Origin of the sequence: Nocardioides cremeus (assembly GCF_030518195.1) — a bacterium.
GTDB classification, from domain to species: domain Bacteria; phylum Actinomycetota; class Actinomycetes; order Propionibacteriales; family Nocardioidaceae; genus Nocardioides; species Nocardioides cremeus.
On the sequence record NZ_JAULSC010000018.1, the window covers coordinates 51,949 to 77,900 of the forward strand.

General features: G+C 73.3%; 21 protein-coding genes. 16 read left to right on the forward strand and 5 right to left on the reverse strand.

The window, feature by feature from the left end; translation table 11 throughout:
• Positions 1-70 precede the first annotated feature (70 nt).
• The 3 genes from QWJ41_RS15995 to QWJ41_RS16005 are packed head-to-tail and all read right to left on the reverse strand — an operon-like array spanning position 71 to position 3,833.
• Entirely contained in the window at positions 71-1,498 is a 1,428-nt protein-coding gene (locus QWJ41_RS15995) for a YlbE family protein (protein WP_302709393.1), read from the reverse strand.
• Entirely contained in the window at positions 1,495-2,997 is a 1,503-nt protein-coding gene (locus QWJ41_RS16000) for an AllF/FdrA family protein (protein ID WP_302709394.1), read from the reverse strand. The genes QWJ41_RS15995 and QWJ41_RS16000 overlap by 4 nt, the downstream gene beginning before the upstream one ends.
• Positions 2,994-3,833, reverse strand: a complete 840-nt coding sequence (locus QWJ41_RS16005; protein ID WP_302709395.1) for an oxamate carbamoyltransferase subunit AllH family protein — start codon at positions 3,831-3,833, stop codon at positions 2,994-2,996. The genes QWJ41_RS16000 and QWJ41_RS16005 overlap by 4 nt, the downstream gene beginning before the upstream one ends.
• A 97-nt stretch (positions 3,834-3,930) precedes the next feature.
• Between QWJ41_RS16005 and QWJ41_RS16010 the strand changes: the two genes are divergently transcribed.
• The 12 genes from QWJ41_RS16010 to bar all read left to right on the forward strand — a co-directional run bounded on the left by QWJ41_RS16010 (position 3,931) and on the right by bar (position 20,294).
• The gene (locus tag QWJ41_RS16010) at positions 3,931-5,628 is read left to right on the forward strand and encodes a PucR family transcriptional regulator (protein WP_302709396.1); all 1,698 of its coding nucleotides are present in this window, start codon (positions 3,931-3,933) and stop codon (positions 5,626-5,628) included.
• Positions 5,629-5,752: 124 nt separating this feature from the next.
• Entirely contained in the window at positions 5,753-7,129 is a 1,377-nt protein-coding gene (locus QWJ41_RS16015) for a uracil-xanthine permease family protein (RefSeq protein WP_302709397.1), read from the forward strand.
• Positions 7,126-8,007, forward strand: a complete 882-nt coding sequence (locus QWJ41_RS16020; protein WP_302709398.1) for an FAD binding domain-containing protein — start codon at positions 7,126-7,128, stop codon at positions 8,005-8,007. Before QWJ41_RS16015 ends, QWJ41_RS16020 begins: the two co-directional genes overlap by 4 nt.
• The gene (locus QWJ41_RS16025) at positions 8,004-8,555 is read left to right on the forward strand and encodes a (2Fe-2S)-binding protein (RefSeq protein WP_302709399.1); all 552 of its coding nucleotides are present in this window, start codon (positions 8,004-8,006) and stop codon (positions 8,553-8,555) included. Before QWJ41_RS16020 ends, QWJ41_RS16025 begins: the two co-directional genes overlap by 4 nt.
• Positions 8,552-10,951: an aerobic carbon-monoxide dehydrogenase large subunit gene (cutA, locus tag QWJ41_RS16030; RefSeq protein WP_302709400.1), complete on the forward strand. Its 2,400-nt coding sequence runs from the start codon at positions 8,552-8,554 to the stop codon at positions 10,949-10,951. The genes QWJ41_RS16025 and cutA overlap by 4 nt, the downstream gene beginning before the upstream one ends.
• Positions 10,948-11,616 carry an SRPBCC family protein gene (locus tag QWJ41_RS16035; RefSeq protein WP_302709401.1) on the forward strand — a complete coding sequence of 223 codons (669 nt, stop codon included), beginning with the start codon at positions 10,948-10,950 and terminating at the stop codon, positions 11,614-11,616. Before cutA ends, QWJ41_RS16035 begins: the two co-directional genes overlap by 4 nt.
• Before the next feature lie 5 nt (positions 11,617-11,621).
• Entirely contained in the window at positions 11,622-13,055 is a 1,434-nt protein-coding gene (locus QWJ41_RS16040) for an amidase (RefSeq protein ID WP_302709402.1), read from the forward strand.
• 150 nt (positions 13,056-13,205) lie between these two features.
• Positions 13,206-15,317, forward strand: a complete 2,112-nt coding sequence (locus QWJ41_RS16045) for a hydantoinase/oxoprolinase family protein (RefSeq protein ID WP_302709403.1) — start codon at positions 13,206-13,208, stop codon at positions 15,315-15,317.
• Positions 15,314-17,281 (forward strand): hydantoinase B/oxoprolinase family protein, encoded by a 1,968-nt coding sequence (locus QWJ41_RS16050; RefSeq protein WP_302709404.1) that lies wholly within the window; start codon positions 15,314-15,316, stop codon positions 17,279-17,281. The genes QWJ41_RS16045 and QWJ41_RS16050 overlap by 4 nt, the downstream gene beginning before the upstream one ends.
• Entirely contained in the window at positions 17,278-18,090 is an 813-nt protein-coding gene (locus tag QWJ41_RS16055) for an SDR family oxidoreductase (protein WP_302709405.1), read from the forward strand. The genes QWJ41_RS16050 and QWJ41_RS16055 overlap by 4 nt, the downstream gene beginning before the upstream one ends.
• Before the next feature lie 74 nt (positions 18,091-18,164).
• Positions 18,165-19,115 carry a carbamate kinase gene (locus tag QWJ41_RS16060; protein WP_302709406.1) on the forward strand — a complete coding sequence of 317 codons (951 nt, stop codon included), beginning with the start codon at positions 18,165-18,167 and terminating at the stop codon, positions 19,113-19,115.
• Positions 19,116-19,187: 72 nt separating this feature from the next.
• Positions 19,188-20,294, forward strand: coding sequence for a barbiturase (gene bar, locus QWJ41_RS16065; RefSeq protein WP_302709407.1), 1,107 nt, complete (start codon positions 19,188-19,190; stop codon positions 20,292-20,294).
• A 93-nt stretch (positions 20,295-20,387) separates the two neighbouring features.
• Here the strand turns inward: bar and QWJ41_RS16070 are convergent, their stop codons facing one another.
• Together QWJ41_RS16070 and QWJ41_RS16075 are read right to left on the reverse strand one after the other, a co-directional pair.
• The gene (locus QWJ41_RS16070; protein WP_302709408.1) at positions 20,388-21,875 is read right to left on the reverse strand and encodes a carboxyl transferase domain-containing protein; all 1,488 of its coding nucleotides are present in this window, start codon (positions 21,873-21,875) and stop codon (positions 20,388-20,390) included.
• Positions 21,872-23,050 carry a CaiB/BaiF CoA transferase family protein gene (locus tag QWJ41_RS16075; RefSeq protein WP_302709409.1) on the reverse strand — a complete coding sequence of 393 codons (1,179 nt, stop codon included), beginning with the start codon at positions 23,048-23,050 and terminating at the stop codon, positions 21,872-21,874. The genes QWJ41_RS16070 and QWJ41_RS16075 overlap by 4 nt, the downstream gene beginning before the upstream one ends.
• A gap of 128 nt (positions 23,051-23,178) precedes the next feature.
• On the opposite strand from QWJ41_RS16075, the gene QWJ41_RS16080 reads away from it, so the two are divergent.
• The 4 genes from QWJ41_RS16080 (at position 23,179) to QWJ41_RS16095 (ending at position 25,920) form a co-directional block, all read left to right on the forward strand.
• Complete coding sequence (locus QWJ41_RS16080) at positions 23,179-24,162, forward strand: SDR family NAD(P)-dependent oxidoreductase (protein ID WP_302709410.1); 984 nt, start codon at positions 23,179-23,181, stop codon at positions 24,160-24,162.
• Between the two features lie 29 nt (positions 24,163-24,191).
• Complete coding sequence (locus QWJ41_RS16085) at positions 24,192-24,896, forward strand: hypothetical protein (protein WP_302709411.1); 705 nt, start codon at positions 24,192-24,194, stop codon at positions 24,894-24,896.
• 71 nt (positions 24,897-24,967) lie between these two features.
• On the forward strand, positions 24,968-25,450 hold the full coding sequence (locus tag QWJ41_RS16090) for a glutathione peroxidase (protein WP_302709412.1): 483 nt from the start codon (positions 24,968-24,970) through the stop codon (positions 25,448-25,450).
• Positions 25,447-25,920 carry an SRPBCC family protein gene (locus tag QWJ41_RS16095; protein ID WP_302709413.1) on the forward strand — a complete coding sequence of 158 codons (474 nt, stop codon included), beginning with the start codon at positions 25,447-25,449 and terminating at the stop codon, positions 25,918-25,920. The genes QWJ41_RS16090 and QWJ41_RS16095 overlap by 4 nt, the downstream gene beginning before the upstream one ends.
• Positions 25,921-25,952: the final 32 nt, after the last annotated feature.

The window sequence follows — 25,952 nt, forward strand, 5'->3', positions numbered from 1 at the left end:
CGGTCGTCGTCCTGACGATCCACACCACGACACGCGGTGCCGGGGTGCGGATCGTCAGGACGAGGAGGCCTCAGCGCGCGGCACGCTCCCGGGCGCGGTCCGCGAGCGCGGCCAGCGCCTTGGGGAAGATCTCCGCGGGCGGCGTGACCAGGCCGGCGCCGACCTGGCCGACGCCGGCCTTGTTGCCGGCCATGCCGGTGTTGATCTGCGGCAGGACCTGGGTGCGGCAGACCAGGCTCACGTCGATGCCGGTCGGGGCTCCCGCGAACTCCAGGACCGGGATGCTCCAGCGCGGGTTCTCCGCGAGCGTGATCTCCCGCATCCGGCGGGTGGTCGCCAGGGCGTCGGGCACGGTGCCGCCCACGAGCCGCACGATCGCCGGCGCGGTGGCCATCGAGAAGCCGCCGATGCCGGCGGTCTCGGTGATCGCGGAGTCGCCGATGTCGGGGTTGGCGTCCTCGGGGCCGTAGCCGCCGAGGAACAGGCCGTCGGCCACCTGGGCCGGGCCGGTGAACCACTGGTCGCCGGTGCCGGCGACCTGGATGCCGAACTCGGTGCCGTTGCGCGCCATCGCCACCACCATCGTGGAGCCCTCGATCCCGCGGGCGGCGTCGAGCGCGAGCTTGCACGCCGGCATCGCCAGGTTGAGGAAGAAGTGGTCGTTGCCGCCGATGAAGCGCAGCGTGTCGGCGACGTCCTTGGCGTCGGCCGACGACTCCGCGAGCGCCGGGGCGAGGTCGCGCAGGAGCATCAGGGTGCCCGCGCGGTTGCGGTTGTGGGCCTCATCGCCCATCTGCAGCATCTGGGTCAGGATGCCGGTGACGTCGACCGGGCCGGTGGCCTTGACGGCCTGCGCCAGCAGGGGGCCGAGCACCGCCGACATCCAGCGCAGCCGCTCGAGCACCTCGGGGCCGTAGGCGCCGTAGCGCAGCACCTTGCCGAGGCCCTCGTTGAGCGAGCAGTAGGTGCGGCGACCGCTGGCGGGGTCCTCCAGCACGAACATCCACATCGAGGGCGAGACCACGCCGGCCATCGGCCCGACGGCACTGCGGTGGTGGCACGGCTCCAGGGAGACCGCGTCGCCCCGCTCGAAGAGCGCGACCGCGTCCTCCGGGTCGTCGACCAGGCCCTCGAGCGCGGCCGCGGCCATCAGCCCGCCGCGCAGCGGGCCGGTGGCGGCCTCCCACGCGATGGGCGGCCCGGCATGCAGGAACTGGCCGGCCTCGAGGCCGAGCACCTCCGAGGCGGGGGCCACGTCGACGAGCACGGCCTGCACGTCGAGCATCGCCTGGACGGCGCGGGCGTTGGCGTCGCGGCGCAGCGGGTCGGCGGAGACGACCGCGAGGTCGTCGGCGGTGCCCTCCATCGGGGGGCGCCAGTCGACCCGGGAGACCGGCACGGCCTGCAGGTCGACGGCGTCGGCGAAGAGGTCGACGCCGGTGGCGGCCACGCCCTCGGGAGCGGCGGTGGGGCGGGCGGGCGTCGTACGGGCGGTCATCGGGTGCCTCCGGTCAGGGCGATGGCCCGGCGCGTGGCCCGGGCGTTGGACAGGTGGACCTCGGCGCCGGCCTCGGCCAGGGTGCGGGCCTGGCGGGACAGCTGCTGCGGGTCGGACTCGGTGCCGACGCACGCGACCACCACCGGGAGGTCCCGGCCGTCGGCGCGAGCGGTCTCGATGGCGGCGGTGATGGCGGGGGCCAGCGCGCCGGCCGGGTCGGGCTCGGCGCCGTGGCCGAGCACCACGTCCATCAGGATGCAGGCCGTCGCGGGGTCGGCCGCGGCGCGGGCCAGGTGGTCCAGGCGCAGCGTCGGGTCGATCATCGGGTGCGCGCGCCCGGCGGTCAGCGTGTCGTCGCCGAAGTCGATCATCGTGTGCGCGTCGGCGGTGAGCGAGGAGTCGAGCGCCAGCTCGGGGGAGAGCGGGATGTTGCTGCGGATGCCGCCGAGCTCGGCCGCGGCGATCAGCATCGACTCGTCGCACAGGGTGCCGCCGACGAAAAGGCCGCGCAGGTGGGTGCCGCTGGTGGTGTCCGCGGTGCTGCCCCACGAGGGCCAGTCCGGCGCGGTGGTGCCGAGGGCGCCGAGGACGGCCTCGGCCGCCTCGGTGAGGTCGGGCTGGCCGGCGCCGAGCAGGGCCAGGTGGACCGGGGTGGACAGGGTCGCGGCGAGCTCGCGCAGCTCGGCGGCCACCTCCTCGGCCGGGGGCTTGGAGACCACCACGACCATCTCGATGGTCGGGTCCGCGTCGAGGCGGCGCAGCGCCTCACGGGTGGAGCGGCCCGCGACCTGGCTGCCCAGGTCGCGGCCGCCGACGCCGAGGGCGGCGCCCACGCCGACGCCGGCCGCGTCCAGCAGGCACATCAGCTGCTGGCAGCCGGTGCCCGACGCCGCGACGATCCCGACGGGACCGGGCCGGGTGGTGTTGGCGAAGCCGAGGCCCAGGCCGCCGACCATCGCCGTGCCGCAGTCGGGGCCCATCACCAGCAGCCCGCGCTCGGTAGCGACGTCCTTGAGCGCGATCTCCTGCTCGACGGGCATGTTGTCGCTGAAGATCATCACGTCGCGCCCGGCGTCGAGGGCGTCCATGGCCTCGACCATCGCGTGCTGGCCGGGCACCGAGACCAGCGCCAGGTCGGCTCCCGACTCGGCGAGCGCGCGACCGGTGGTGCGGGTCGGGGCCTCCTCGACGCTGCCGCCACCACGACGGCTCGAGGCGGCCAGCGCCGCGTCGACCGCGGCCAGCGCGCTCTGCACGTCGCCGTCCTCGTCGAGCATCAGGGCCACGACCATGTCGTTGGGCGTCGTGACCGGCAGGTCGAAGCCCATCGACTCGAGCACCTCGAGGTTGAGCGGGGTCGCCATCGCCACCTGGGCGCTGCTCACGCCGGCGGTCGCGGCCACGTCCTTGCTGACCTGGAGCAGGGCGACGGAGTCGGCGTACGCACCGGAGCGCACCTCCACGTGCTGGCGGTGGGCGGCGAGCGGGGGACTGGTCATGGTGTGAGGCTCCTTGACGCGAGGTGGTGGAGGGCGATCGAGGCGCCGAGCAGGAGCCCGGCGCCGGAGGTGTGGCCGACCCGCAGCAGCGCGTCGACGTCGACAGCGACGCGGGCGTCGAGATCGGGGGCGGGGTCGGCGAGGCCCATGACCAGCCGACGGAACTGGGGCAGCACCTCGCCGCGCGTCGCGCAGCCCAGCAGCGTGGCCGACAGTGCGGTGGTCGCAGCGGGCGCGAGGCGGCGTACGGCGTCGGCGAGATCGGTCCCCACGGCGCCCCCGACGGGGGCGCGGGTCGCGACCGCCGTGGCCAACCAACCGCAGAGCACGTCGTCGCCGACGGGGGTCAAACCGCTGCCGCGGCCGAGCAGCCCGGGCGCGCAGCCGGCGGAGCCCTCGGCGAGCGCGGCGAGGGCCTCTGCGGGCAGCTCTGCGCGCACCCCCGCCGACCGGTCGCCGACGACCTCAGCCAGCACCCGGGCAGCCGGCACGACGGCCGCGGCCGGGACCCGGGGCACGGTGGCGTCGACGGTGCGGGTCACGACCGCCTCGGTGCCACCGAGCAGCACCCTCCCGTCACCGAGCACCGCCCGGGTCGCGCCGGCGACGTCGGCCGGCAGCCGGGGCAGGGTGGTCTGCAGGCCGCAGGGCACGGCGGTCGCCGCCGTCGACAGCACGCCGAGGACGGCGAGGTCCGGTGCCGCCGAGGAGGGCGAGGTGGAGGGCGTCGAGCCGCGCAGGTCGAGGTAGACCGCGTCGGCGCCGCTGTGCAGCACCGGCACCGTCCGGGCGGGCCCGGCCAGCAGCTCGCCCACCAGGGCGGGAGCCGCAGCCACGACGCGACGGTGGGTCCTCATGCGTCCTTCCGGGTCCGGTGACCCCTGCACTTCCGGGGGCGCCCTCGACGCTAGTGCGCTGGCGTAGGGTCTGCCGATGGTAGGTATTGCCAAGTCTTGGTCGCTGGGGGTGCAACCGTTGATAAGTCCGACGTACGGCGTGGCGCTGCGCGACCTGCTCCGCCTGGAGGGGATGAAGGGCGTCACCGTGCTCGCGGGCCACGGCGGCCTGGACCGGATGGTCCTCGGGGTCAACGTGATGGAGGTCCCCGACATCGCCGACTGGGTCAAGCCGCACGACCTGCTGGTCACCACCGGCTTCCCCCTGGCCTCGGGCGGGGACCAGCGCGGCGGCGCGGTCCCGTTCGCCCGGCTGGTGCGCGACCTGCACACCCGGGGCCTCGCCGGCCTCGGGGTCAAGCTCGGGCGCTACGTCGACACCCTCGACCCCGAGGCCCTGGCCCTGGCCGACGAGCTCGACTTCCCGGTGCTGGGGCTGCCGATGGCTCTGGCCTTCGACGAGCTGCTGCGCCAGGCCTACGGCCGGCTCAACGAGCTCACCGCGGGGGTCCTGGAGCGCATCGACGCCCTGCACCGGGCCCTGACCCTGCTGGTGCTCGAGGGCGGCGACCTCGACCAGATCGCGGCCGAGGTGGCCCGGGTGCTCGACCTGGGCGTGCTGGTGACCTCGACGGACGGCCGCGAGCGCGCCGCCGCGCTGCCCGACCCGTTGCGCCGCCGGCTCGAGGAGGCCGACCTGCTCGAGCCGGGCGGCCGGTTCCGCGTGGAGCGGGCCAGCACCCGCCCGGCGCCCGTCGGCGACGGCGAGGTCCGCCTGCAGCCGATCGTGGCCGGCGGCACCGACCTGGCCCGGCTGGTGTGCTTCAGCCCGCACCGGCCCCTCTCCCACGACGACGTGGTGGCCATGGAGCGTGCCGCGACCGTGGCCGCGCTCCTGGTGACCCGGCAGGAGGCGGTCGCCGCGGTCGAGAACAAGTACCGAGGCGACTTCCTGCGCGACGTGTTCCTGGGCCGGGCCGGCGACAGCACCTACGTCACCGAGCACGCCGCCAGCCTGGGCTGGGACCTCGACGGGCACATGCACGTCGTCTCCGCCGAGCTCGACCCGATGGCGCCCGACGAGCCGCCGGTCTCGGGCCGGGTGCGCCGCAGCTGGCAGGAGCGCTTCGCGACCGCGTGGCGCCAGGTCTGCGAGGGCCGCCGGCCGGTCGTGCCGACCGTGGACTTCACCGCCGAGGTGGTGGCCCTGGTGCCCGTGGGCGAGCCGGGGCCCGACGGGGCCAGCCCGGTGGACCGGCTGGTCGCCGCGGTGCAGGGCGACAGGGGCGGTGGCCGGCGTCCGTTCTCGGTCGGGGTCAGCCGCCTGGTCACCTCGCCCGAGCAGCTGCCCGAGGCCTACCTCCAGGCGCGACGGGCGACCGAGGTGGGCCGCCGGGTCAAGGGCGGCGGCAGCACCACCCGCTTCGACGACCTGGGGGTGCACCGGCTGATCGCGCTGGTCCCCGATCCGGCGGAGGCCCGCGCGTTCGCGGTCGACGTGCTCGGCGAGCTCGCTGCGGACACCGAGGAGGCGGCCGACCTGCGCACCACGCTGCAGATCCTGCTCGACCACAACCTCAACGTGGCCGAGGCCGCGCGCCGGCAGTTCTTCCACTACAACACGATGCGCTACCGGGTCAGCAAGCTCGAGCGGATCCTGGGTCCGTTCACCACCGACCCGCACCTGCGCCTCGACATCGCGGTGGCGTTGCAGGTCCTCCAGCTGCGCACCTGAGGAACCGCACACAAGGAGTGCCATCCTTGTCTACACCCGCTTGGCAAGAGTCGCCCGTGCTCGAGTGTGAGCCGCGACACTAGCGTCTCCTGAACGGTCTCGGACGAGCGCAAGGAGCCTGAAGATGAGCATGTTCAAGTGGGAGGTCGTCCACGGCGGCAAGACGCCGCCTCCCGGCGAGGCGGTCGGACCGCTCCAGCGGTTGAGCTGGCCGCGCACCGTCGGGCTCGGTGCCCAGCACGTGGTGGCGATGTTCGGGGCGACCTTCGTCTTCCCGATCGTGATGGGCCTGGACCCCAACCTCGCGATCCTCTTCTCGGGCATCTGCACGATCCTGTTCCTGCTGATCGTCAACAACCGGGTGCCCAGCTACCTCGGCACCAGCGCGGCCTTCGTCGCCGCGGTCGCCGCGATCCGCGCCCAGGGCGGCGACTCCGCCGACGTGACCGGCGCGATCATGGTGGCCGGCCTGGTGCTGGCCCTGATCGGCGTCGTGGTCCACGTCGCGGGTGCCGGGTGGCTCAAGCGCATCCTCCCGCCCGCCGTCACCGGCGCCGTGGTCATGCTGATCGGCTTCAACCTGGCCCCCGTGGTGGCCGGCATCTACTGGCCTCAGGACCAGTGGATCGCGCTGCTCACCGCGACGGTGATGGTCGCCGCGGCCGTGCTGCTCCCGGGCTTCTGGTCGCGGATCGCCGTCTTCCTGGCCCTGGTCTTCGGTTACACGATCTCGTGGCTGGCCGACAACGTCATCGGCCCCATCACCTCGGTGACCCCGGTCAGCGGCGGTGAGGCCGTCGAGCACGACCGGGTCGACTGGAGCGCGGTCGGCGGCGCCGACTGGTTCGGGCTGCCCGGCGGTGTCCTGGCCGACGGCGTCTCGGCCGTGCACGCCCCCAGCTTCTCCTTGACGTTCATCCTGCTCGTGCTGCCCGGCGTCATCGCCCTGGTGGCCGAGAACACCGGCCACGTGCGGGCCGTGGCCGAGATGACCGGTGACGACCTCGACCCCTACATGGGTCGCGCCCTGTTCGGCGACGGCTTCGCCACCGCCCTCGCGAGCGCCTTCGGCGGCTCGCCGACCACGACGTACGCCGAGAACATCGGCGTGATGTCCGCGACCCGGATCTACTCCACGGCCGCCTACTACGTCGCGGCCCTGGTCGCGATCACCCTCGGGCTGAGCCCCAAGTTCGGTGCGATCGTCAACGCGATCCCCGGCGGCGTCCTCGGCGGCATCACCGTGGTCCTCTACGGCATGATCGGCCTCATCGGTGCCAAGATCTGGGTCGAGAACGGCGTCGACTTCGGCAACCCGGTCAACCTCGTCGGCCTCTCGGCCGGCCTGATCGCCGGCATCGGCGGGGTCACCATGCAGATCACCGACGACTTCGAGCTCGGTGGCATCGCGCTGGGCACGATCCTGGTGCTCGCGTACTTCCACATGGTCAAGGGCCGCAGGGAAGAGCTCGGCGCGGGAGAGGTGACCAAGGTCCTGTGAAGCCCGCCCCCTTCTCGTACTCCAGGCCCACCACGCTCGACGAGGCGCTCGCGAGCCTGGCCGCCGACCCCGACGCCAAGGTCCTCGCCGGTGGCCAGAGCCTGGTGCCGCTGCTCTCGATGCGGCTCGCCGCGCCGAGCGCGCTGGTCGACATCAACGCCGTGCCGGACCTCGACCACGTGCGCACCGACGAGAAGGGGGTACGGGTCGGGGCCCTGGCCCGGCACGCGGCCGTGCTGGCCGACCCCGAGGCCCGCCGGGTCCAGCCCCTGGTCTCCCTGGCCCTGCAGCGGGTGGCCCACCCGACCATCCGCAACCGGGGCACCACGGTCGGCTCGCTGGTGCACGCCGACGCCTCGGCCGAGATGCCGGTGGTGCTGGTCCTCCTCGGGGGCAGCATCACCGCCGCCTCCGTGGCCGGCACCCGCACCATCGAGGCCGCCGACCTCTACGTCGGCCCGCTCGAGAGCACCCTGCGCCACGACGAGATCGCCACCGAGGCGTTCTTCCCGGCGCTGCCCGGCGACGCCGGCGTGGCCTTCGACGAGATCGCGCGCCGCCACGGCGACTACGCCCTGTGCGGGGTCGCCGCGGTGGTGCGCGCCGACGAGGCGGGCTCGATCACCTCCGTGCGCGCCGGCTACCTCTCGGTCAGCGACCTCCCGACGGTGGTGGACCTCTCCGAGGCCTTCGCCGCCGGCACCCTCGACGACGCGAGCCTCGACGCGGCCGCCGACCTGGCGCTGGCCTCGCTCGATCCCGCGGCCGACATCCACGCCACCGCCGACTACCGGGCCCACCTGGCCCGGGTGCTGACGAAGCGGGTGGTCCGACAGGCCCACGACGACTGCACCGCACGACGCGAGGGAGACGCATGAGCACCGACGCCCCGACCCAGACCGACCCGGACACCGGCGAGGACCTCCACGACGTCCGCCTGCACGTCAACGGGATCGTGCACCAGGTACGGATCCCCGGACGACGGCTGCTCTCCGACGCGCTGCGCCACGACCTCGGCCTGACCGGCACCCACGTCGGCTGCGAGCACGGCGTCTGCGGCGCCTGCACGGTGCTGCTGGAGGGCCAGCCGGTGCGCGCCTGCCTGATGTTCGCCGTCTCGGCGGCCGGCCAGGAGCTGACCACCGTCGAGGGGCTCGCCGCGCCCGACGGCCGGCTCGGTCCGGTGCAGCAGGCCTTCAAGGAGTGCCACGGCCTGCAGTGCGGCTTCTGCACCCCCGGCTTCCTGACCACCATCACCGCCGGTCTGCGCGACAACCCCGACCCCACCGAGGACGAGGCGCGCGAGATGATCGGCGGCAACCTGTGCCGCTGCACCGGCTACCAGAACATCGTCTCCGCGGTGTGCCGGGCCGCGGAGATCGCCCGACTCGAGCCCAGCGAGCCCCTCGAGGGGGAGCAGCCGTGACCACGAAGCTCTTCGGCCAGGCCGTCCAGCGCGTCGAGGACGACCGGCTGCTGCGCGGGCAGGGCCAGTACACCGACGACCTGATGCCCGGCGCGCTGCACGCCGCCGTCCTGCGCAGCCCGCACGCCCACGCCCGGATCCTCGCGATCGACGTCGACGCCGTCCTCGACGTCGAGGGGGTCGTGGCCGTCTACACCCACGAGGACCTCGTCGGGGCGATGGCCGAGCCGCTGCCGCTGCTGATCCCGCACCCCACGCTCACCCACGGCCGCACCCAGTACGCCCTGGCCCGCGACGAGATCAACTACGTCGGCGAGGCGATCGCGATGGTCGTGGCGGTCGACCGCTACGTCGCCGAGGACGCCGTCGACCGGATCCGCGTCGACTACGACGTGCTGCCGCCCGTGGTGGGCATCGAGAACGCCCGCGACGGCGACCTGTTGGTCCACGACGACGTGCCGGGCAACCGGGCGGCGCGCATGGAGCAGCAGGTCGGCGACGCCGAGGCCGCGATCGCCGCCGCGCCGCACCGGCTCAGCCTCGACCTCCAGGTCGAGCGCAGCGCCTGCATGCCGATGGAGGGCCGGGCCACGCTGGCCCGCTGGGACACCGACTCGCGCCGGATGCAGGTGTGGACCTCGACCCAGACCTCGACCGGGGTCCGCGCCGCGGTCGCCTCGAAGCTGGGTCTCGACCTGGGCCAGGTCGACGTGATCACCCCCGACGTCGGGGGCGGCTTCGGGGTCAAGATCGTGCACCCGTGGCCCGAGGAGCTGCTGGTGCCGATGGCGGCCCGCGCCCTGGGCCGGCCGGTGAAGTTCATCGAGGACCGGCGCGAGCACTTCATCTCCTCGGCCCACGAGCGGGGCCAGCTGCAGCACGTCGACGTCGGCTTCGACGACGACGGGCGCCTGCTCGGCCTCTCGGTGCAGTTCTGGCACGACAACGGCGCCTACACGCCGTACGGGCTGATCGTGCCCATCATCACCTCGACCCAGCTGCTGGGCCCCTACAAGCCCGACAACTACAAGGTCGTCTTCGACAGCCTGTACACCAACACCGTCATCGTCACCCCCTACCGCGGGGCCGGACGCCCGCAGGGCGTCTACGCGATGGAGCGGACGATGGACGCGATCGCGGCCTACCTGGGCAAGGACCGCACCGAGGTGCGGGCGGCGAACTTCATCCAGCCCGACGAGTTCCCCTACGACCACGGCCTGCTCTTCCAGGACGGGCGCCCGCTGATCTACGACTCCGGCGACTACCCGGCCTCGCTGGAGAAGCTCAAGGCCCTCGTGGACTGGGACGACTTCGAACGGATCCGCGACGAGGCGCGCGCCGAGGGCCGCAAGGTCGGCATCGGCATCGCCTGCTACGTCGAGGGCACCGGCGTCGGGCCCTACGAGGGCGGCCACGTGCACGTCGAGACGTCGGGCAAGGTGAAGGTGTCGACCGGCCTGACCAGCCAGGGACAGGGCCACCAGACCGCCTTCGCCCAGATCGTGGCCGACGAGCTCGGGGTGCCCTTCGAGGACGTCGAGGTCGTCACCGGCGACACCCGGCGCTCGCCGTACTCGGTGGGGACCTTCGCCTCGAGGGCCGCGGTCATGAGCGGCTCGGCGATCGCCCTGGCCGCACGCAAGACCCGGGAGAAGGTGCTGCGGATCGCCGCGGACGCCCTGGAGACCACGCCCGAGGACCTCGAGATCGTCAACGGGGTCGTGCAGGTCAAGGGTGCCCCGGGCAGCCGCATCGAGCTGGGCACCATCGCGGTCCTCTCGAACCCGCTGCGCTACGCCTTCGACGAGGCGTCGAAGGCGGCGACCCAGTTCGTGGTCGGCGACCCGAGCAAGCCGCCCGTGGCCGAGGACGACGAGCCGGGTCTGGAGGGCAAGGACTTCTACTCCCCGCCGCGCTCCACCTTCGCCAACGGCATGCACGCCGTCGTGGTCGAGACCGACCCGGAGACCGCCGAGATCACGATCCTGCGCTACGCCGTCGTGCACGACTGCGGCAACCTGATCAACCCGCTCATCGTCGAGGGCCAGGTCCACGGCGGCGTCGCCCAGGGCGTGGGCGGCGCGCTCTACGAGCGGATGGCCTACAACGAGCACGGCCAGCTCGAGAACGCCTCGTTCATGGACTTCCTGATGCCCTACGTCAGCGAGGTCCCGAAGCGGATCGAGATCGACCACCTGGAGACCCCGTCGCCGTTGAACCCCCTGGGGCTCAAGGGCGCCGGCGAGGCCGGCGTCATCCCGTCGGCGGCCGTCTTCGCCTCGGCCATCGAGGACGCCGAGGGGTTCCCGATCACCTCGATGCCGATCTCCCCGTCGGAGCTCTTCGCGCTCCGGCTCCACCACGAGCAGAAGCTCCAGGAAGGACCCCACGCATGAGAATCTCCGGAGAGGCCGTCCTCGAGGCCCCCGTCGAGCAGGTCTGGAACGCGGTGCTGGACCCGGCCGTGCTGGTGCGCACCATCCCCGGGTGCGAGCAGCTCAAGGTCACCGGCGAGAACCAGTACGACATGGTCGTCACCGCCGGCGTCGCCGCGATCCGGGGCACCTACACCGGCACCTGCGAGCTGCGAGACCTGCAGCCGCACGAGTCGCTGGTGCTCAAGGCCGCCGGCGCCGGGGCCCCCGGCACCATCTCCGCCGACGTGAAGGTGAGCTTCGCCGCGACCGACGAGGGCGCGACCCTGCTGACCTACGAGGCCGTGGCCGTCGTCGGCGGCATGATCGGCGGGGTGGGCCAGCGGATGCTGACCTCGGTCAGCAAGCGGCTCGCCGGCGAGTTCTTCTCCTCGATCAACCGGGTGCTCAGCGGCGCCGAGCCCCAGGAGGTCGCGGTCTCGGGTGCCGCCGACCAGCCGGCGACGCCGGGGAGCCCGGCCGCCGACGCCCCGGCGGGCAGCACGTTCAGCGCACCGCAGCGCAGCGGTGGCGGCGGCGGGGCGGGCCTGCCCGGCGGCGACTTCGTGCAGGGCGCGCTGGTCGGTGGCGCGCTCGTGCTCGCCGGTGTGCTGGCCGGTGCCCTGGCCGCGCGTCGTCGGGGCTGAGCGGCGTGAGCGGGATCGACCACTTCAGCACCGCCCGCGAGATGGCCGCGGCGCTGCGCGCTCGCGAGATCTCCGCCCGTGAGCTCCTCGAGCTGCACCTGACCCGCATCGAGGAGGTCAACCCGCAGGTCAACGCGCTGGTCAGCCTCGATCCCGACCGGGCCCGGGCACAGGCGGCCGACGCCGACGAGCGCCTGGCCCGGGGCGAGGAGGTCGGGGCGCTGCACGGCCTGCCCTACGCGGTCAAGGACACCCACGCCACCGGCGGCTGGCGCACGACGTACGGCTCGCCCCTGCTGGCCGACCACGTGCCCGAGGCCGACGAGCTGGTCGTCGAACGGGTCCGGGCCGCGGGTGCCGTGGTCGTCGCCAAGAGCAACGTGCCCGAGTTCGCGGCCGGCTCGCACACCTTCAACAAGGTCTTCGGGACCACGCTCAACCCCTACGACCCCAGCCGGTCCGCCGGCGGGTCGAGCGGGGGCTCCGCCGTCGCGCTCGCCACCGGCATGGTGGCGCTGGCCGACGGCAGCGACATGGGCGGCTCGCTGCGCAACCCCGCCTCCTTCAACAACGTCGTGGGGCTGCGCCCCGGCCTCGGGCGGGTGCCCGAGTGGCCCCAGCGCAACGCCTGGGAGACCACCTCGGTGAGCGGCCCGATGGCACGCACGGTCGAGGACCTGGCGCTGCTCCTCTCGGTGCAGGCCGGGCCCACCCCGCGGGTGCCGATGGCGCTGGAGACCCCGGGCGCGGTCTTCGCCGAGCCGCTCGGACGTGCGGGCGACTCGCCGCTGGCGGGCCTGCGGGTGGCGCTCTCCGCCGACCTGGGGGGCGCCTTCGAGGTCGACCACGAGGTCGCCCGCGTGCTTGGCGACCAGGTCGCCGTGCTGGAGGACGCCGGCAGCACGGTCGTCGACGCCCACCCCGACCTGCACGAGGCGGAGGACACCTTCCGCACCCTGCGGGCCTGGCACTTCCAGGCGAAGTTCGCCGACCTGCTGGCCGCCCACCCCGACGACTTCAAGGCGTCCCTGGCCGACAACATCCGCGCCGGCGCCTCGCTCAGCGGCGCCGACGTGGCCCGCGCCTACGCGCAGCGCACCACCCTCGGCGAGCGGATGCGCGTCTTCTTCGAGTCCCACGACGTGCTGGTGATGCCGGTCAGCCAGGTCCCGCCGTTCCCAGCGGACCAGGAGTACCCGCAGGCGATCAACAGGCGGCCCCAGGAGACCTACCTGGACTGGATGCGGTCGGCCTACCTGGTCACCGTGACCGGTTGCCCGGCCATCTCGGTGCCGGCCGGGTTCACCGCCGACGGGCTGCCCGTCGGAATCCAGATAGTGGCCCCGCACTCGGGTGAGCGGCGGCTGCTGGAGATCGCGCACGCCTTCGAGCAGCGCACCCTGGTGGGGCAGCGTCGCCCCGGGCTCGGCAAGGGTTGACAGACCGCAGCCGAGCCCCGGCCCCGTCTTGGCGAACCATGACAACGAATACCTGATCCTCCGGCGAGAGTTGCCCTGTCCTCCGGCGTCGCTCCTGGATGGAATGGACCCGTGAACGGCGAAGAGCTTTCCCCAGGACAGGAGCAGCCCGTGGCGCAGGACCGGCGCATCAGGATCGGCATCGACACCGGTGGCACCTTCACCGACGTCGTGGCCTTCGACGAGGACAGCGGCGAGCTCGTGACGACCAAGACACCGTCGACGCCGGGCAACCCGGCCGACGGCTTCCTGGCCGGTGTCGAGAAGGTGCTGGGGCTGCTCGGTCTGCCCACCGACCACGGTGACGCGATCGCCGCGGTCAGCCACGGCACCACGGTCGCCACCAACCAGCTCCTCGAGGGCAAGGTCGACGAGCTCGGCTTCATCACCACCGAGGGCTACGAGGCGATGCTGGAGATCGCGCGCCAGTCGGTGCCCGACGGCTACGGCAACTCCTACTTCTGGGTCAAGCCCGACCGGATCGTCCCGCGGCACCTGGTCAAGGGAGTCGGTGGCCGTCTCGACCACACCGGCGCCGAGGTCCGCCCCTTCGACGAGGAGGGCGCCCGCGCCGCCGCGCGCTGGTTCCGCGACCGGGGCGTGAACACCCTCGGGGTCTGCCTGCTGCACGCCTACGCCGACTCCACGCACGAGGAGCGGATGCGCCAGATCCTGCACGAGGAGCACCCCGAGGCCGTCGTCAGCGTCTCCTCGGAGGTGCTGCGCGAGTACCGCGAGTACGAGCGGGCGATGACCACGCTCGTCGACGCCGCGGTCAAGCCCAAGCTCTCGCGCTACGTCACCAACATCAAGACCCGGCTCGACGCCTTCGCCAGCACCGACGTCGAGCGGCACGTGCCGTTCTACGTGATGAAGTCCAACGGCGGCGTGCTCTCGGCCGAGGAGGTCGTGCACCAGCCGATCACCACCGTCCTCTCGGGCCCGGCCGCCGGTGCCCTCGGCGCCGCGCTCATCGCCCAGGTGGCCGGCTTCGACAAGGTCCTGACCTGCGACGGCGGCGGCACCTCCACCGACGTCTCCGTGGTCATCGACGGCCAGCCCACGCTGACGACCGAGGGCAGCGTCGGTGCCTTCCCGAGCAAGATCCCGATGATCGACGTCGTCACCGTCGGCGCCGGCGGCGGCTCGGTGGCCTGGCTCTCCCCCGAGGGCACGCTCAAGGTCGGCCCGCACTCGGCCGGGGCCGACCCCGGCCCGCTGTGCTACGCCAAGGGCGGCGCCGACGTCACCATCACCGACGCGCACGTCACCCTGGGCCGGATCCCTCCCCACCTGCTCGGTGGCGAGATCCCCCTCGACGTCGACGCCGCCCGCACCGGTGTCGTCGCACTGGCCGGCAAGCTCGGGATCACCCCCGAGGAGTGCGCCGACGGCATCCTCGAGATCTCGGCGTGGAACCAGGCCAACGCGCTGCGCCAGATCACCGTCAAGCGCGGGCTCGACGTCCGCGACTTCACGCTGACCACCTTCGGCGGCTCCGGCTCGCTGCTGCTGTGCCGGCTGATGGACGTGCTCGGGCTGCGCACGGTCCTCGTGCCGCCGAACCCCGGCAACGTCTCGGCGTTCGGCCTGCTGACCGTCGACGTGAAGAACGACTACGTGCAGACCCACGTCGCGCTGCACGACGACCTCGCGGCCGAGACCGTCGCCGGCGTCCTCGACGAGCTCACCGGGCGGGCCGCCCGCGCGCTCGACGGTGAGGGCTTCCCCGCCGACCAGCACCGCTTCGCCCGCACCGCCGACGTGCGCTACTTCGGGCAGGCCTACGAGGTGCGGGTGCCGGTCCCCGACGGGCCCGTCGACCAGGGCACCCTCGACGAGGTCGCCCGACGCTTCCACGCCGAGCACCGCGGCCTCTACGGCTACGACTTCTCCGCCGACGACAGCCAGCAGGTCGAGTGGGTGAACATCCGGGTCTCCGGGATCGGCCCGATCCAGCGTCCCGACATCGCCACCGAGCCGGTCGCGGACGAGCCGGGGACGCCGGAGCCGGCCAGCCGTCGACCGGTCTGCTTCGAGCCGGCCACCGGGTACGTCGACACCCCGGTCTACTGGCGCGCCGACCTGGCCCCGGGCCAGGAGGTCGCCGGCCCCGCCGTGATCGAGGAGTTCGGCTCCACCGTGCCGCTGCACCCGGGCTTCCTGGCCCGCATCGACGCCCACCGCAACGTGATCGTGACCCGAGAGGACGTGACGGCATGACCGCCGCCCCCGCCACCGAGCCCGCCACGGCGGTGCCGTCGGCCAAGGCCCCGACCCAGTTCCCCTTCGCCAGCCTGACCGCCGACGCGGGCGCCGCTGCCGACCCGGTGCTCGTCGAGATCGTGCAGGGCAGCCTGGCCTCGGTGGAGATGGAGGTCGAGACCGCCATCGGGCGCACCTCGCGCTCCCCGATGATCCGCGACGCCCACGACTTCCGCGCCGGCATCCACGACCGGTTGCTGCGCAAGCTCACCGGGCGTTCCTACAGCGCGCTGGTGCACCCGATCGCTCGCGACTTCCCCCTCGAGGAGATGCGTCCCGGCGACGTGTTCTTCCACAACGACGTCTACGAGTCGGAGGGCGGCATCGGCCACCTGCCCGACCTGTGCGTCACCGTGCCGGTCTTCCACGACTCCGGGGACGGCCCCGAGGTCGTCGCCTTCGTCCAGGCCTTCGGCCACCACGACGACATCGGCGGCGCGGTGCCCGGGTCGATGCCCAGCCACGCCACCTCGGTCTTCGAGGAGGGGCTGATGGTCCCGCCGATCAAGCTGTGGGACCAGGGCGTCCCGGTGCGCTCGGCGCTGCGGATCATGACCCGCAACTCCCGGATGCCGGAGTCGCTGGCCGCCGACCTCGACGCCGAGTGCTCGGCCTGTCTGATGGGCGCGCAGCGCCTCGGTGAGCTCTTCGACCGCTACGGCCGCGACACCGTCGAGGCTTGCTTCGACGCGATCATCGACCGCACGACGCAGACCTACCGTCGCGAGATCCTCTCCAAGATCCCGGTCGGCAGCTGGGTCTGGGAGGACTACGCCGAGCACGACGGTGTCGACGAGCCGCAGCTGCACACGCAGCGCATCACGCTGACCCGGACCCCGGCCGAGGACCCCGACGGCGAGCGGATCGTCATCGACTTCGCGGGCACCTCCCCGCAGGCCAAGGGTCCGATCAACCACTGCGGCGACTACTCCGACGGCGTCTTCCTCAAGAAGTGGCTCGCCCCGATCCTGCGCAACCTCGCCGACACCCCCGAGCGGATGGCCGAGCTCGACGTCAACGAGGGCATCATCCCCTTGATCGAGATGCGCTTCCCGCCCAAGGGCACCCTGCTCACCCCGGAGTTCCCGGCCCCGACCAACGCCCGCACGTTCGTGATCCTGCGGCTGCTGGGCGTGCTGGCCGGGGTGGTGGCCAAGGCCGTCGACGGGCGGATGCCGGCCGACCAGGAGACCATCCGTTACACCGGCGTCTACGGCGACGACCTCGAGGGCCGCCCCTACCTGATGCGTGAGGTGCTCGGCGGCGGCTCCGGGGGGCGCTACTACGCGGACGGCGAGGACACGATCCACGTGGTGCCCGACTCGCGGAACCTGCCCAGCGAGTTCACCGAGTCGCGGTTCCCGTTCCTGGTCGAGAAGCTCGGCCTGGCCATGGACTCCGGCGGCGCCGGGCAGTTCCGTGGTGGCCTGGGCTACGAGAAGCACATCCGGATGCTCAAGGACGGCCACTTCATGTCGATCGCCGACCGGTCGATCCTGGCCTGCTGGGGCGTCAAGGGCGGCCAGGCCGGCCGGCCCTTCGAGGTCGTCATCGACCCCGACGGCCCGAACGAGCGGGTCGTCGAGGCGCTCGCCGACGACGAGCCCGTCAAGGCCGGCGAGGTGATCCGGATCCGGACCACCGGCGGCGGCGGCTGGGGCGACCCGCTGGCGCGCGAGCCCGAGATGGTCGTGCGCGACGTGGTGTGGCGCAAGGTCTCGCCCGAGGCGGCCCTCGCCGACTACGGCGTCGTGCTGACCGGTTCCCTCGACGACGACACGCTCGGCTTCGACGCGGACGCGACCGAGCAGCGGCGCGCCCAGCTGCGCGAGGCCCGGCCCGAGCAGGCCTTCTTCCACCGTGGGCCGGGCTACGCCCAGCTCAGCGGTGGCGCCGAGGTCGCGGACGTCGACTGGCTGTGAGCCGCACGGAGGTGGGCGTCCTGGCCGGTCGGGGCAAGACCGGCCGGGCGCTCGCCCGCGCCCTCGAGCTGCGGGGCGCGCAGGCCCGCCCCCTGGGCAGCGCCGACCTCGGCAGGCTCGAGGAGGCCCTGACCGGGTGCGCCGCGCTGCACCTGATGGCGCCCAACCTGCACCCGTCCGAGCCCGCCCTGGTGGCCGACGCGCTGGCAGCGGCCCGGGCGGCCGGCGTGGGCCGGGTGGTCTACCACTCCGTCGCGGCGCCGTACGCACCGTCGATGCCGCACCACCTGGGCAAGGCCCGCGGCGAGGACCTGGTCCGGCGCAGCGGGCTGGACTGGACGATCCTCCAGCCGTGCGCCTACGTGCAGAACCTGCTGCCGGGCCTGGGCGAGGACGACCCCGTCGTCCGGGTGCCCTACGACCCCGACCGGCTCTTCGGGCTGGTCGACCTCGACGACGTCGCCGAGGCGGCGGCCCGGGTGCTGCTCGACGACCGGCACGCGGGTGCGACGTACGAGCTCGGCGGGCCGAGGCTGGTCTCGGCCCGCGACGTGGCTCGGGCCGCGAGCGAGGTCCTGGGGCGGGCGGTGCCGGTGCTGCACGTGGCGCCGGACGACGCCGCAGCGGGCGCGCCGGAGCACGAGCGGGCCTGGCTGCGTGCCATGTTCGAGCACTACGACCGGCACGGGCTGCCGGCCGGCGGGCTGGTGCTGCAGGCGCTGCTGGACCGCGCCAGCACCACGCTGGAGGGGACCCTGGCCCGCGAGCTGGGGCACCCGACGCCCCCGCCGCATGCACCTGGCAAATGATGACCACATCGGCCGCTTCTGTTGGGTGATCCTGCCCGTGCCAAGCCGGGACGAGCGACCCTAGGTTCGAGACCATGCGGATCGTGATCGCCCTGGGCGGCAACGCCATGACCTCCTCCGACGGCAGCGCCCGTCCCGAGGACCAGGCGCGGGCGGTCGCCGAGGCGGCCGAGCCCGTGGCCGACCTCGTGCTGGCCGGCCACGACGTGCTGCTGACCCACGGCAACGGCCCCCAGGTGGGCAACCTCCTGCTCAAGAACGAGCTGGCGGCCTCGGTGGTGCCGCCGGTGCCGCTGGACTGGTGCGGCGCGCAGACCCAGGCCACCATCGGGGCCCTGATGCTCAGCGCCCTCGACGGCGCACTCGCGCGGCGGGGCAGCGATCGCCGCTCGGCTGCGCTGGTCTCGCGCACGCTGGTCGACGCCGCCGACCCCGGCTTCACCGCCCCGACCAAGCCGATCGGGCGCTACCTGCCCGAGGACGAGGCGCGGGTGCTGATCGAGCACGGCCAGCACTTCGTCGAGGTCCCCGACCGCGGCTGGCGCCGGGTGGTGGCCTCACCGGAGCCGCTCGAGTGCCTCGACGGCCCTGCTGCCGACACGCTGCTGGCGCAGGGCTACCTCGTGGTCTGCTCCGGCGGCGGGGGCATCCCCACCGTGCGTCGCAGCGACGGCACCCTGGCCGGGATCGAGGCCGTGATCGACAAGGACCTGACGGCGTCCCTGATCGCTCGGCAGACCTCGGCCGACGTGCTGGTCATCGCCACCGACGTCGACTCCGCGGTCACCGACTGGGGCACCCCCCACGCCCGGCCCATCGGCGAGGTGAGCGTGGCCGAGATGCGCGCCATCTCGCGCGACCAGGGCTTCGCCGCCGGCTCCATGGGCCCGAAGATCGAGGCCGTGACGCGCTTCGCCGAGCAGAGCGGCGGCACCGGCATCATCACCTCGCTGGCCCGCATCGCCCAGGCGATCGACGGTCACATCGGGACCCGGGTCGTGCCGGCCGTCCCCGCCCCACGCTGATCCACGCACCCAGCTCCACCCCAGCTCCAATCCCAGTCCCACCCAGCAACAGCCCAATGGAAGGAAGCGGACGTGCCCGCAGCAATCGAAGTACGCAAGGTGCCGATCCACTCCGTCGCCGACGCGAGCGAGCTCGCGAAGCTCATCGACGACGGCGTGATGGAGGCCGACCGAGTCATCGCCATCATCGGCAAGACCGAGGGCAACGGCGGGGTGAACGACTACACCCGGATCATCGCCGACCGGGCCTTCCGCGAGGTCATCGCAGCCAAGGGCAGCCGCTCGGCCGAGGCCGTGCGCGAGATCCCGATCGTGTGGTCGGGCGGCACCGACGGCGTGATCAGCCCGCACGCGACCATCTTCGCCACCCTGCCCGACGACCAGGTCGAGAAGACCGACGAGCCCCGGCTCTCGGTCGGCTTCGCGATGAGCGAGCAGCTCCTCCCCGAGGAGATCGGGCGCACCCCGATGATCGAGAAGGTCGCCGACGCGGTCAAGGTCGCCATGGAGCGCGCCGGCATCACCGACCCGGCCGACGTGCACTACGTGCAGACCAAGACCCCGCTGCTGACGATCAACACCATCCGCGACGCCAAGAGCCGCGGCAAGACGGTGTGGACCGAGCACACCCACGAGTCGATGGACCTCTCCAACGGCGTCACCGCCCTCGGCATCGCGGTCGCGCTCGGCGAGATCGAGATGCCCACCGACGACGACGTCATGCACAGCCGCGAGCTCTACTCCGCGGTGGCCTCCTGCTCCTCGGGCGTCGAGCTCGACCAGGCGCAGGTCGTCGTGGTCGGCAACGTCCGCGGCGTCGGCGGTCGCTACCGCATCGGCCACTCGGTGATGGACGACGCGCTCGACCAGGATGGCATCTGGGACGCGATCAAGAACGCCGGCCTCGAGCTGCCCGAGCGCCCGCGCACCGCCGACCTCGACGGTCGCCTGGTCAACGTGTTCCTCAAGTGCGAGGCCAGCCAGGACGGCGAGGTCCGCGGACGCCGCAACGCGATGCTCGACGACTCCGACGTGCACTGGCACCGCCAGATCAAGGCCTGCGTCGGTGGCGTCACCGCTGCGGTCACCGGCGACCCGGCGGTCTTCGTCTCGGTCTCCGCGGCCCACCAGGGCCCCGAGGGTGGCGGCCCGGTGGCCGCGATCGTCGACATGGGCTGATCCAGCCCGCACGCACGACGAAGGGGCGCCCCCGGTGGGGGCGCCCCTTCTGTGTCGTCTGCTTCCGTGTCGTCCGCCGCTGTGTCGTCCGACTCAGCCGGCGTAGCGCTGGCGCCGGCGGGCCAGCACGGTGGGCGTGCTCAGCTCTGCGAGGCAGCCGAGCTCGTGGCGCAGCACGCTGCCCAGCCGCCGGCAGAACTCCTCCGGCTCCTGGGCGGCGTCGGGGCGCTCGGGGACGATCCTGTCGACGATCCCGGCGGCCTGCAGGTCGCTGGCCCGCACGCCCTGCTGACGAGCCATCTCGGGGGCCCGGTCGGGGGTGCGGTGCATGATCGCGGACGCGCCCTCCGGCGGCAGCGGGGAGAGCCAGGCGTGCTGGGCGGCGATGACCCGGTCGGCGGGCAGCAGCGCGAGTGCGCCGCCCCCGCACCCCTGTCCGAGCAGCACGGTGAGCGAGGGCGACTGGAGGGTGACGAGGTCGGCCAGGCAGCGGGCGATCTCACCGGCCAGCCCGCCCTCCTCGGCCTCCGGCGACAGCGCTGCCCCCGGGGTGTCGATCACGGTGACCAGCGGCAGCCGCAGCTCGGCCGCCAGCCGCATGCCGCGTCGGGCAGCACGCAGCGCGCCGGGACCGAGGGGAGCCAGCTCGGTCTGGGTCGAGCGGTCCTGGCCGAGCAGCACGCAGGGGGCGCCCTCGAAGCGGGCCAGGGCCAGCAGCATGCCCGGGTCGCTCTCGCCCTCGCCGGTGCCGTTGAGGGGGATCACCTCCGAGGCAGCGAGCCGCAGCAGCTGGCGCACGCCCGGGCGGTGTGCGTCACGCGAGCGCGTGATCGACTCCCAGGCGTCGATGTCGCCGTCGGGAGCCGGAGCGTCGGCGAGCGGGTCGGGCACCGGTGCGGGTGCGGGCGCGGTCAGCACGGCCAGGGCCCGCTCGACGATGGCAGGCAGCTCCTCGGGGGGCACGACGCCGTCGATGAGGCCGTGGGCGAAGAGGTTCTCCGCGGTCTGGACGCCGGGCGGGAAGCTCTCGCCGTAGAGCGCCTCGTAGACGCGCGGACCGAGGAAGCCGAGCAGCGCGCCGGGCTCGGCCACCGTGATGTGGCCCAGCGATCCCCACGAGGCCATCACGCCGCCGGTGGTGGGGTGGCGCAGGTAGACCAGGTAGGGCAGGCCGGCGTCCTTGTGCCGGGCCACCGCGGCCGAGATCCGGGCCATCTCGACGAAGGCGACGGTGCCCTCCTGCATGCGGGTGCCTCCCGAGGTCGGGGAGGCCAGCAGGGGGAGCCCCTCCGCGGTGGCCCGCTCGACCGCGGCGATGAGGCGCCGCGAGGCCGCGACCCCGATGGAGCCGGCGAGGAAGGCGAACTCGCCCGCGACCAGGGCGACCCGGCGTCCACGGACCAGGGCCTCGCCGGTGATCAGGGCCTCGTCCTCGCCGGACCTCTCGGCCGCGGCGGCCAGCTGGGCGGCGTACTCGGGCGAGATGTCGCCGCGCTCGGGCGGGGTGTCCCAGCAGACGAACGAGCCCGCCTCGACCACCCGGTCGATGAGCTCGCGGGCGGTCGTGGCGACCCGCGTCACTGCTGCGGCTCGCGGGCCCAGGCGCGGATCGCTGCGTCGTGCTGGCCGAGGGTGGGGGGCGCCTCGTGGGTCGCCCGGCCGCCGGAGAACGCGTTGTCGTCGAAGCGGATGGGCGAGCCGGGCAGCTGCAGGGCGCCCTGGGTCGGGTGGTCGACGTCGAGCAGGAGCCCCTGGGAGCGGGTCTGCTCCCAGGCGTAGACGTCGTCGATGGAGCGCACCTTGCCCGACGGGATGCCGGCCCCGCCGAACAGGGCGAGCCAGTGCTCGGCCGGCTGCTGGGCGAGGACCTCCTCGATGACGGCGGTCAGCTCGTCGCGGTACCCCACCCGGTCGCCGTTGGTGGCGAAGCGCGGGTCGTCGACGTCGAGCCCGGTCGCCGCGGCGAAGGAGCGCCACAGGGTCTCGGAGCCGCAGGCGACCTGGACCGGCGAGGTGGCGGTGTGGAAGAGCCCGTACGGCGCGATCGAGGGGTGGTGCGGCCCCGACATCCCGGGGACCTCCTTGGCGACCGTCCAGCGGGTGCCCTGGAAGGCGTGCACGCCGACCACGCTGGCCAGCAGCGAGGTGCGCACGACCCGGCCTCGACCGGTGCGGGAGCGCTCGTGCAGCGCGGCCAGGACGCCGTACGCGCCGTTCATGCCCGCCAGCAGGTCCGCGATCGGCACGCCCACCTTGGTGGGCTGCTCGGGGTCGCTGCCGGTGATGCTCATCAGCCCGCCCTCGCCCTGGGCGATCTGGTCGTAGCCGGCGCGGCTGGCCTCGGGGCCGTCGTGGCCGAAGCCGGTGATCGACAGCACGATCAGGCGCGGGTTGAGCTCGTGCAGCCGCTCGATGCCGAAGCCGAGCCGCTCGAGCACGCCGACGCGGAAGTTCTCCATCAGCACGTCGCTGCGGCGCACCAGGCCGGCGAGGACCTCGCGGTCCTCCTCGGTCTTGAGGTCGAGGACGACCGACTCCTTGTTGCGGTTGGCGGCCAGGAAGTAGGTCGACTCGCGCTCGTCGCCCTCGCCGACGAACGGGGGACCCCAGCCCCGGGTGTCGTCGCCCGCCGGGCTCTCGACCTTGATCACCCGGGCGCCCATGTCGCCCAGCATCATCGCGGCGTGCGGGCCGGCGAGGGCCCGGGTCAGGTCGAGCACGACGAGGTCGTCAAGGGGTGCTGGGTGCGGGGACATGGCCGCACGCTAGCCCCGCGCCGGGCCGGTCTCCATGGCACCACCTGCCAACGACTCCGGCCTCTCGTTGTGAGGAAGCCCGACGGGGGTGACCGGGCCGGGCCGCCCGTCTGCCTAGGCTCGTGGGCATGGACGCCCCCCCGCTGCTCACCCGTGCCGTCGACACCGCGATGGACCGCTCGGTGGTGCTGGGCTACACCTCGATCGGTTCCGGCGTACGCCGGAGGTTCTGGCCGGCCGACCCCGAGCCCGGCTCGCTCGCGGGCAAGCGGGTGCTGGTCACCGGCGCCACCTCGGGCATCGGCGAGGCGATGGCGCGCTCCTTCCTCGACCTCGGCGCGACCGTGCACCTGCTGGGCCGCAACCCCGACAAGGTCTCCGACTACGCGCGCGAGCTGCGCCTGGAGGTGCCGAACGCCGACATCGTCGAGGAGGTCTGCGACATCAGCGACCTCGACGCCGTGCGCGACTTCGCCACCGACCTGGCCGGGCGCGTCGAGGCGTTGCACGGGCTGGTGCACAACGCCGGGCTGATGCCTCCCGAGCGCACCGAGAGCGCGCAGGGCCACGAGATGTCGCTGGCCGCGCACGTGCTGGGCCCGCACCTGATGACCCACCTGCTGCGCGAGCGCCTGGTCGCCGGGCCCGGCTCGGTGGTGTGGATGAGCTCGGGCGGGATGTACGGCTCGGGGCTGGCCACCCGCGACGACGACGAGATCGAGTACCGCCGCGGCGAGTACAAGGGCGTGCAGGCCTACGCCCGCACCAAGCGGATGCAGGTCGTGCTGGCCGACGCCTGGGCCACCGAGCTCGCCGGCACCGGCGTCCTGGTCGAGAGCATGCACCCGGGCTGGGTGCGCACCCCCGGCGTGAGCGAGAGCCTGCCCACCTTCGACAAGGTCGTCAGCCGGCTGCTGCGCGAGCCCGAGGACGGTGCCGACACCGCCGTGTGGCTGGTCGCCACCCGCCCGGCCTCCGGCGGCGAGCATTTCTGGCACGACCGGGCCCAGCGGCCCACCACCTTCGGCTGGCAGCGCGAGCAGGACCCCGACCTGCGTGCGCGCCTGCTCGAGTACGTCGCGACGGTCACCGCCACGCCCCGCCTGGGCTGAGCCGGGGCGGCCCGGCCGATACTGGTCGGGTGAGCCGACGACTGAAGACCTGGCTGCTGGTGGGCGTGCTGGTCACCATGATCAACCTGCCGCTGGCCAGCAGCCTGCTGCAGCAGCGCGACCTGGAGTCCAACGGCACCCGGGTCGACGTGCCGGCCCAGCCGGTCACGGTCTCCCCGGACGCCGGTGGCGACGTCGTCGACCGGCTGGTGGGGGTCTCGCTGCCCGACCCCGTGGTCGAGGCCGTGGTGGGCGATCAGCGCGAGCAGGGCGCCCCCGAGGCGCAGGACGAGCGGGTCGTGGTGTCGCTGGAGCAGCCGGCGTACGACGCGGTGGTGGCGAGCGGGCGCGCCGAGGTCGTCTACCTGCCCGACAACCCCAAGGTCTACCGGGTCACCGGCCGCGACACGGGCAACGCCGCGCTGCTGACCACGCTGGTCGCCGACGGCGTGCTCGTGGTGCTGGTCGGGCTGTTCCTGCTGCTGCGCCACCGGCTGCGCCCCGAGCTGCAGCTGCTGGCCACCGGTGACCTCGAGGCGAGCTCCGACACCGACGGCGTGCTCGAGCGGATCGAGGGCCAGTCCTACCGGGTGCGGGGGGCGGTCGCGACCATCGAGGACGACGAGGTGGTGCTCGAGGTGGGCGACCGGCGGGTCCGGGTGCACCTCGACGGCCACCACAACCCGGCCGGGCACCAGGAGGGCGTCGAGGTCCGCGGCACCATGGTGGGCTGAGCAGGAACTGGCGCCGGCTCGCGCCCGGTGGGTGGGGTGCCCGCGACCGGGTGGCTGCCAGACTGCCTGGCATGACCGCCTTGGACGACTTCAGCGCCCGCAGCATCGACGGCCGGGAGGTGGACCTCGCCGACTACCGCGGCCAGGTCGTGCTCGTGGTCAACACCGCCTCGCAGTGCGGGTTCACCCCGCAGTACCAGGGTCTGCAGCAGCTGCACGACGCCTACGCCGAGCGGGGCTTCAGCGTGCTGGGCTTCCCCTGCGACCAGTTCGGCGGCCAGGAGCCCGGCGAGGACGACGAGATCGCCGGCTTCTGCGAGCGCAACTTCGGCGTCACCTTCCCGCTGTTCTCCAAGGTCGAGGTCAACGGCGACGACGCCCACCCGCTCTACCAGTGGCTGCGCTCGGAGAAGGGCGGGGTGCTGGGCAGCAAGATCAAGTGGAACTTCACCAAGTACCTCATCGGGCGCGACGGGTCGGTCGTCGACCGCTATGCGCCCACCACCAAGCCCGAGAAGATCGCCGCCGACATCGAGAAGGAGCTCACCCGATGACCCGCTTCTCCGCCAGCACCGAGGCCACCGCCGTCGTGCGGGCCACCCGCCAGGAGATCTGGGACCTGCTGGTCGACCCCGACGCGATCGCCGAGATGACCCCCTTCGTCAAGCGGATCACCGCCGACGGCGACCACTGGCGCTGGGAGATGAGCGGGTTGGAGGTGCTGGGCAAGAACGTCTCGCCGGCCTTCACCGAGAAGATGACCTTCACCGACCTCGAGCGCATCGAGTTCCGCCACGACCCGCCCGCGGGCACGACCGAGCGCTCGGCCGTCGAGGGCTGGTACCAGCTCTCCGACGCCGAGGAGGGCACCCACCTCGCGACCAACCTCGAGATCACCCTCGACCTGCCGCTGCCGAAGGTCTCCTCGAAGGCCGTGACCGCGACGATGAGCGGCGTCATCGAGAAGATGGGCGACCGGTTCTCCAAGAACCTGCTCGACCGGCTGGGCACCACCGAGGCCTGAGCGCGTCGGTCCGGGCCGGCTCACCGCGAAGT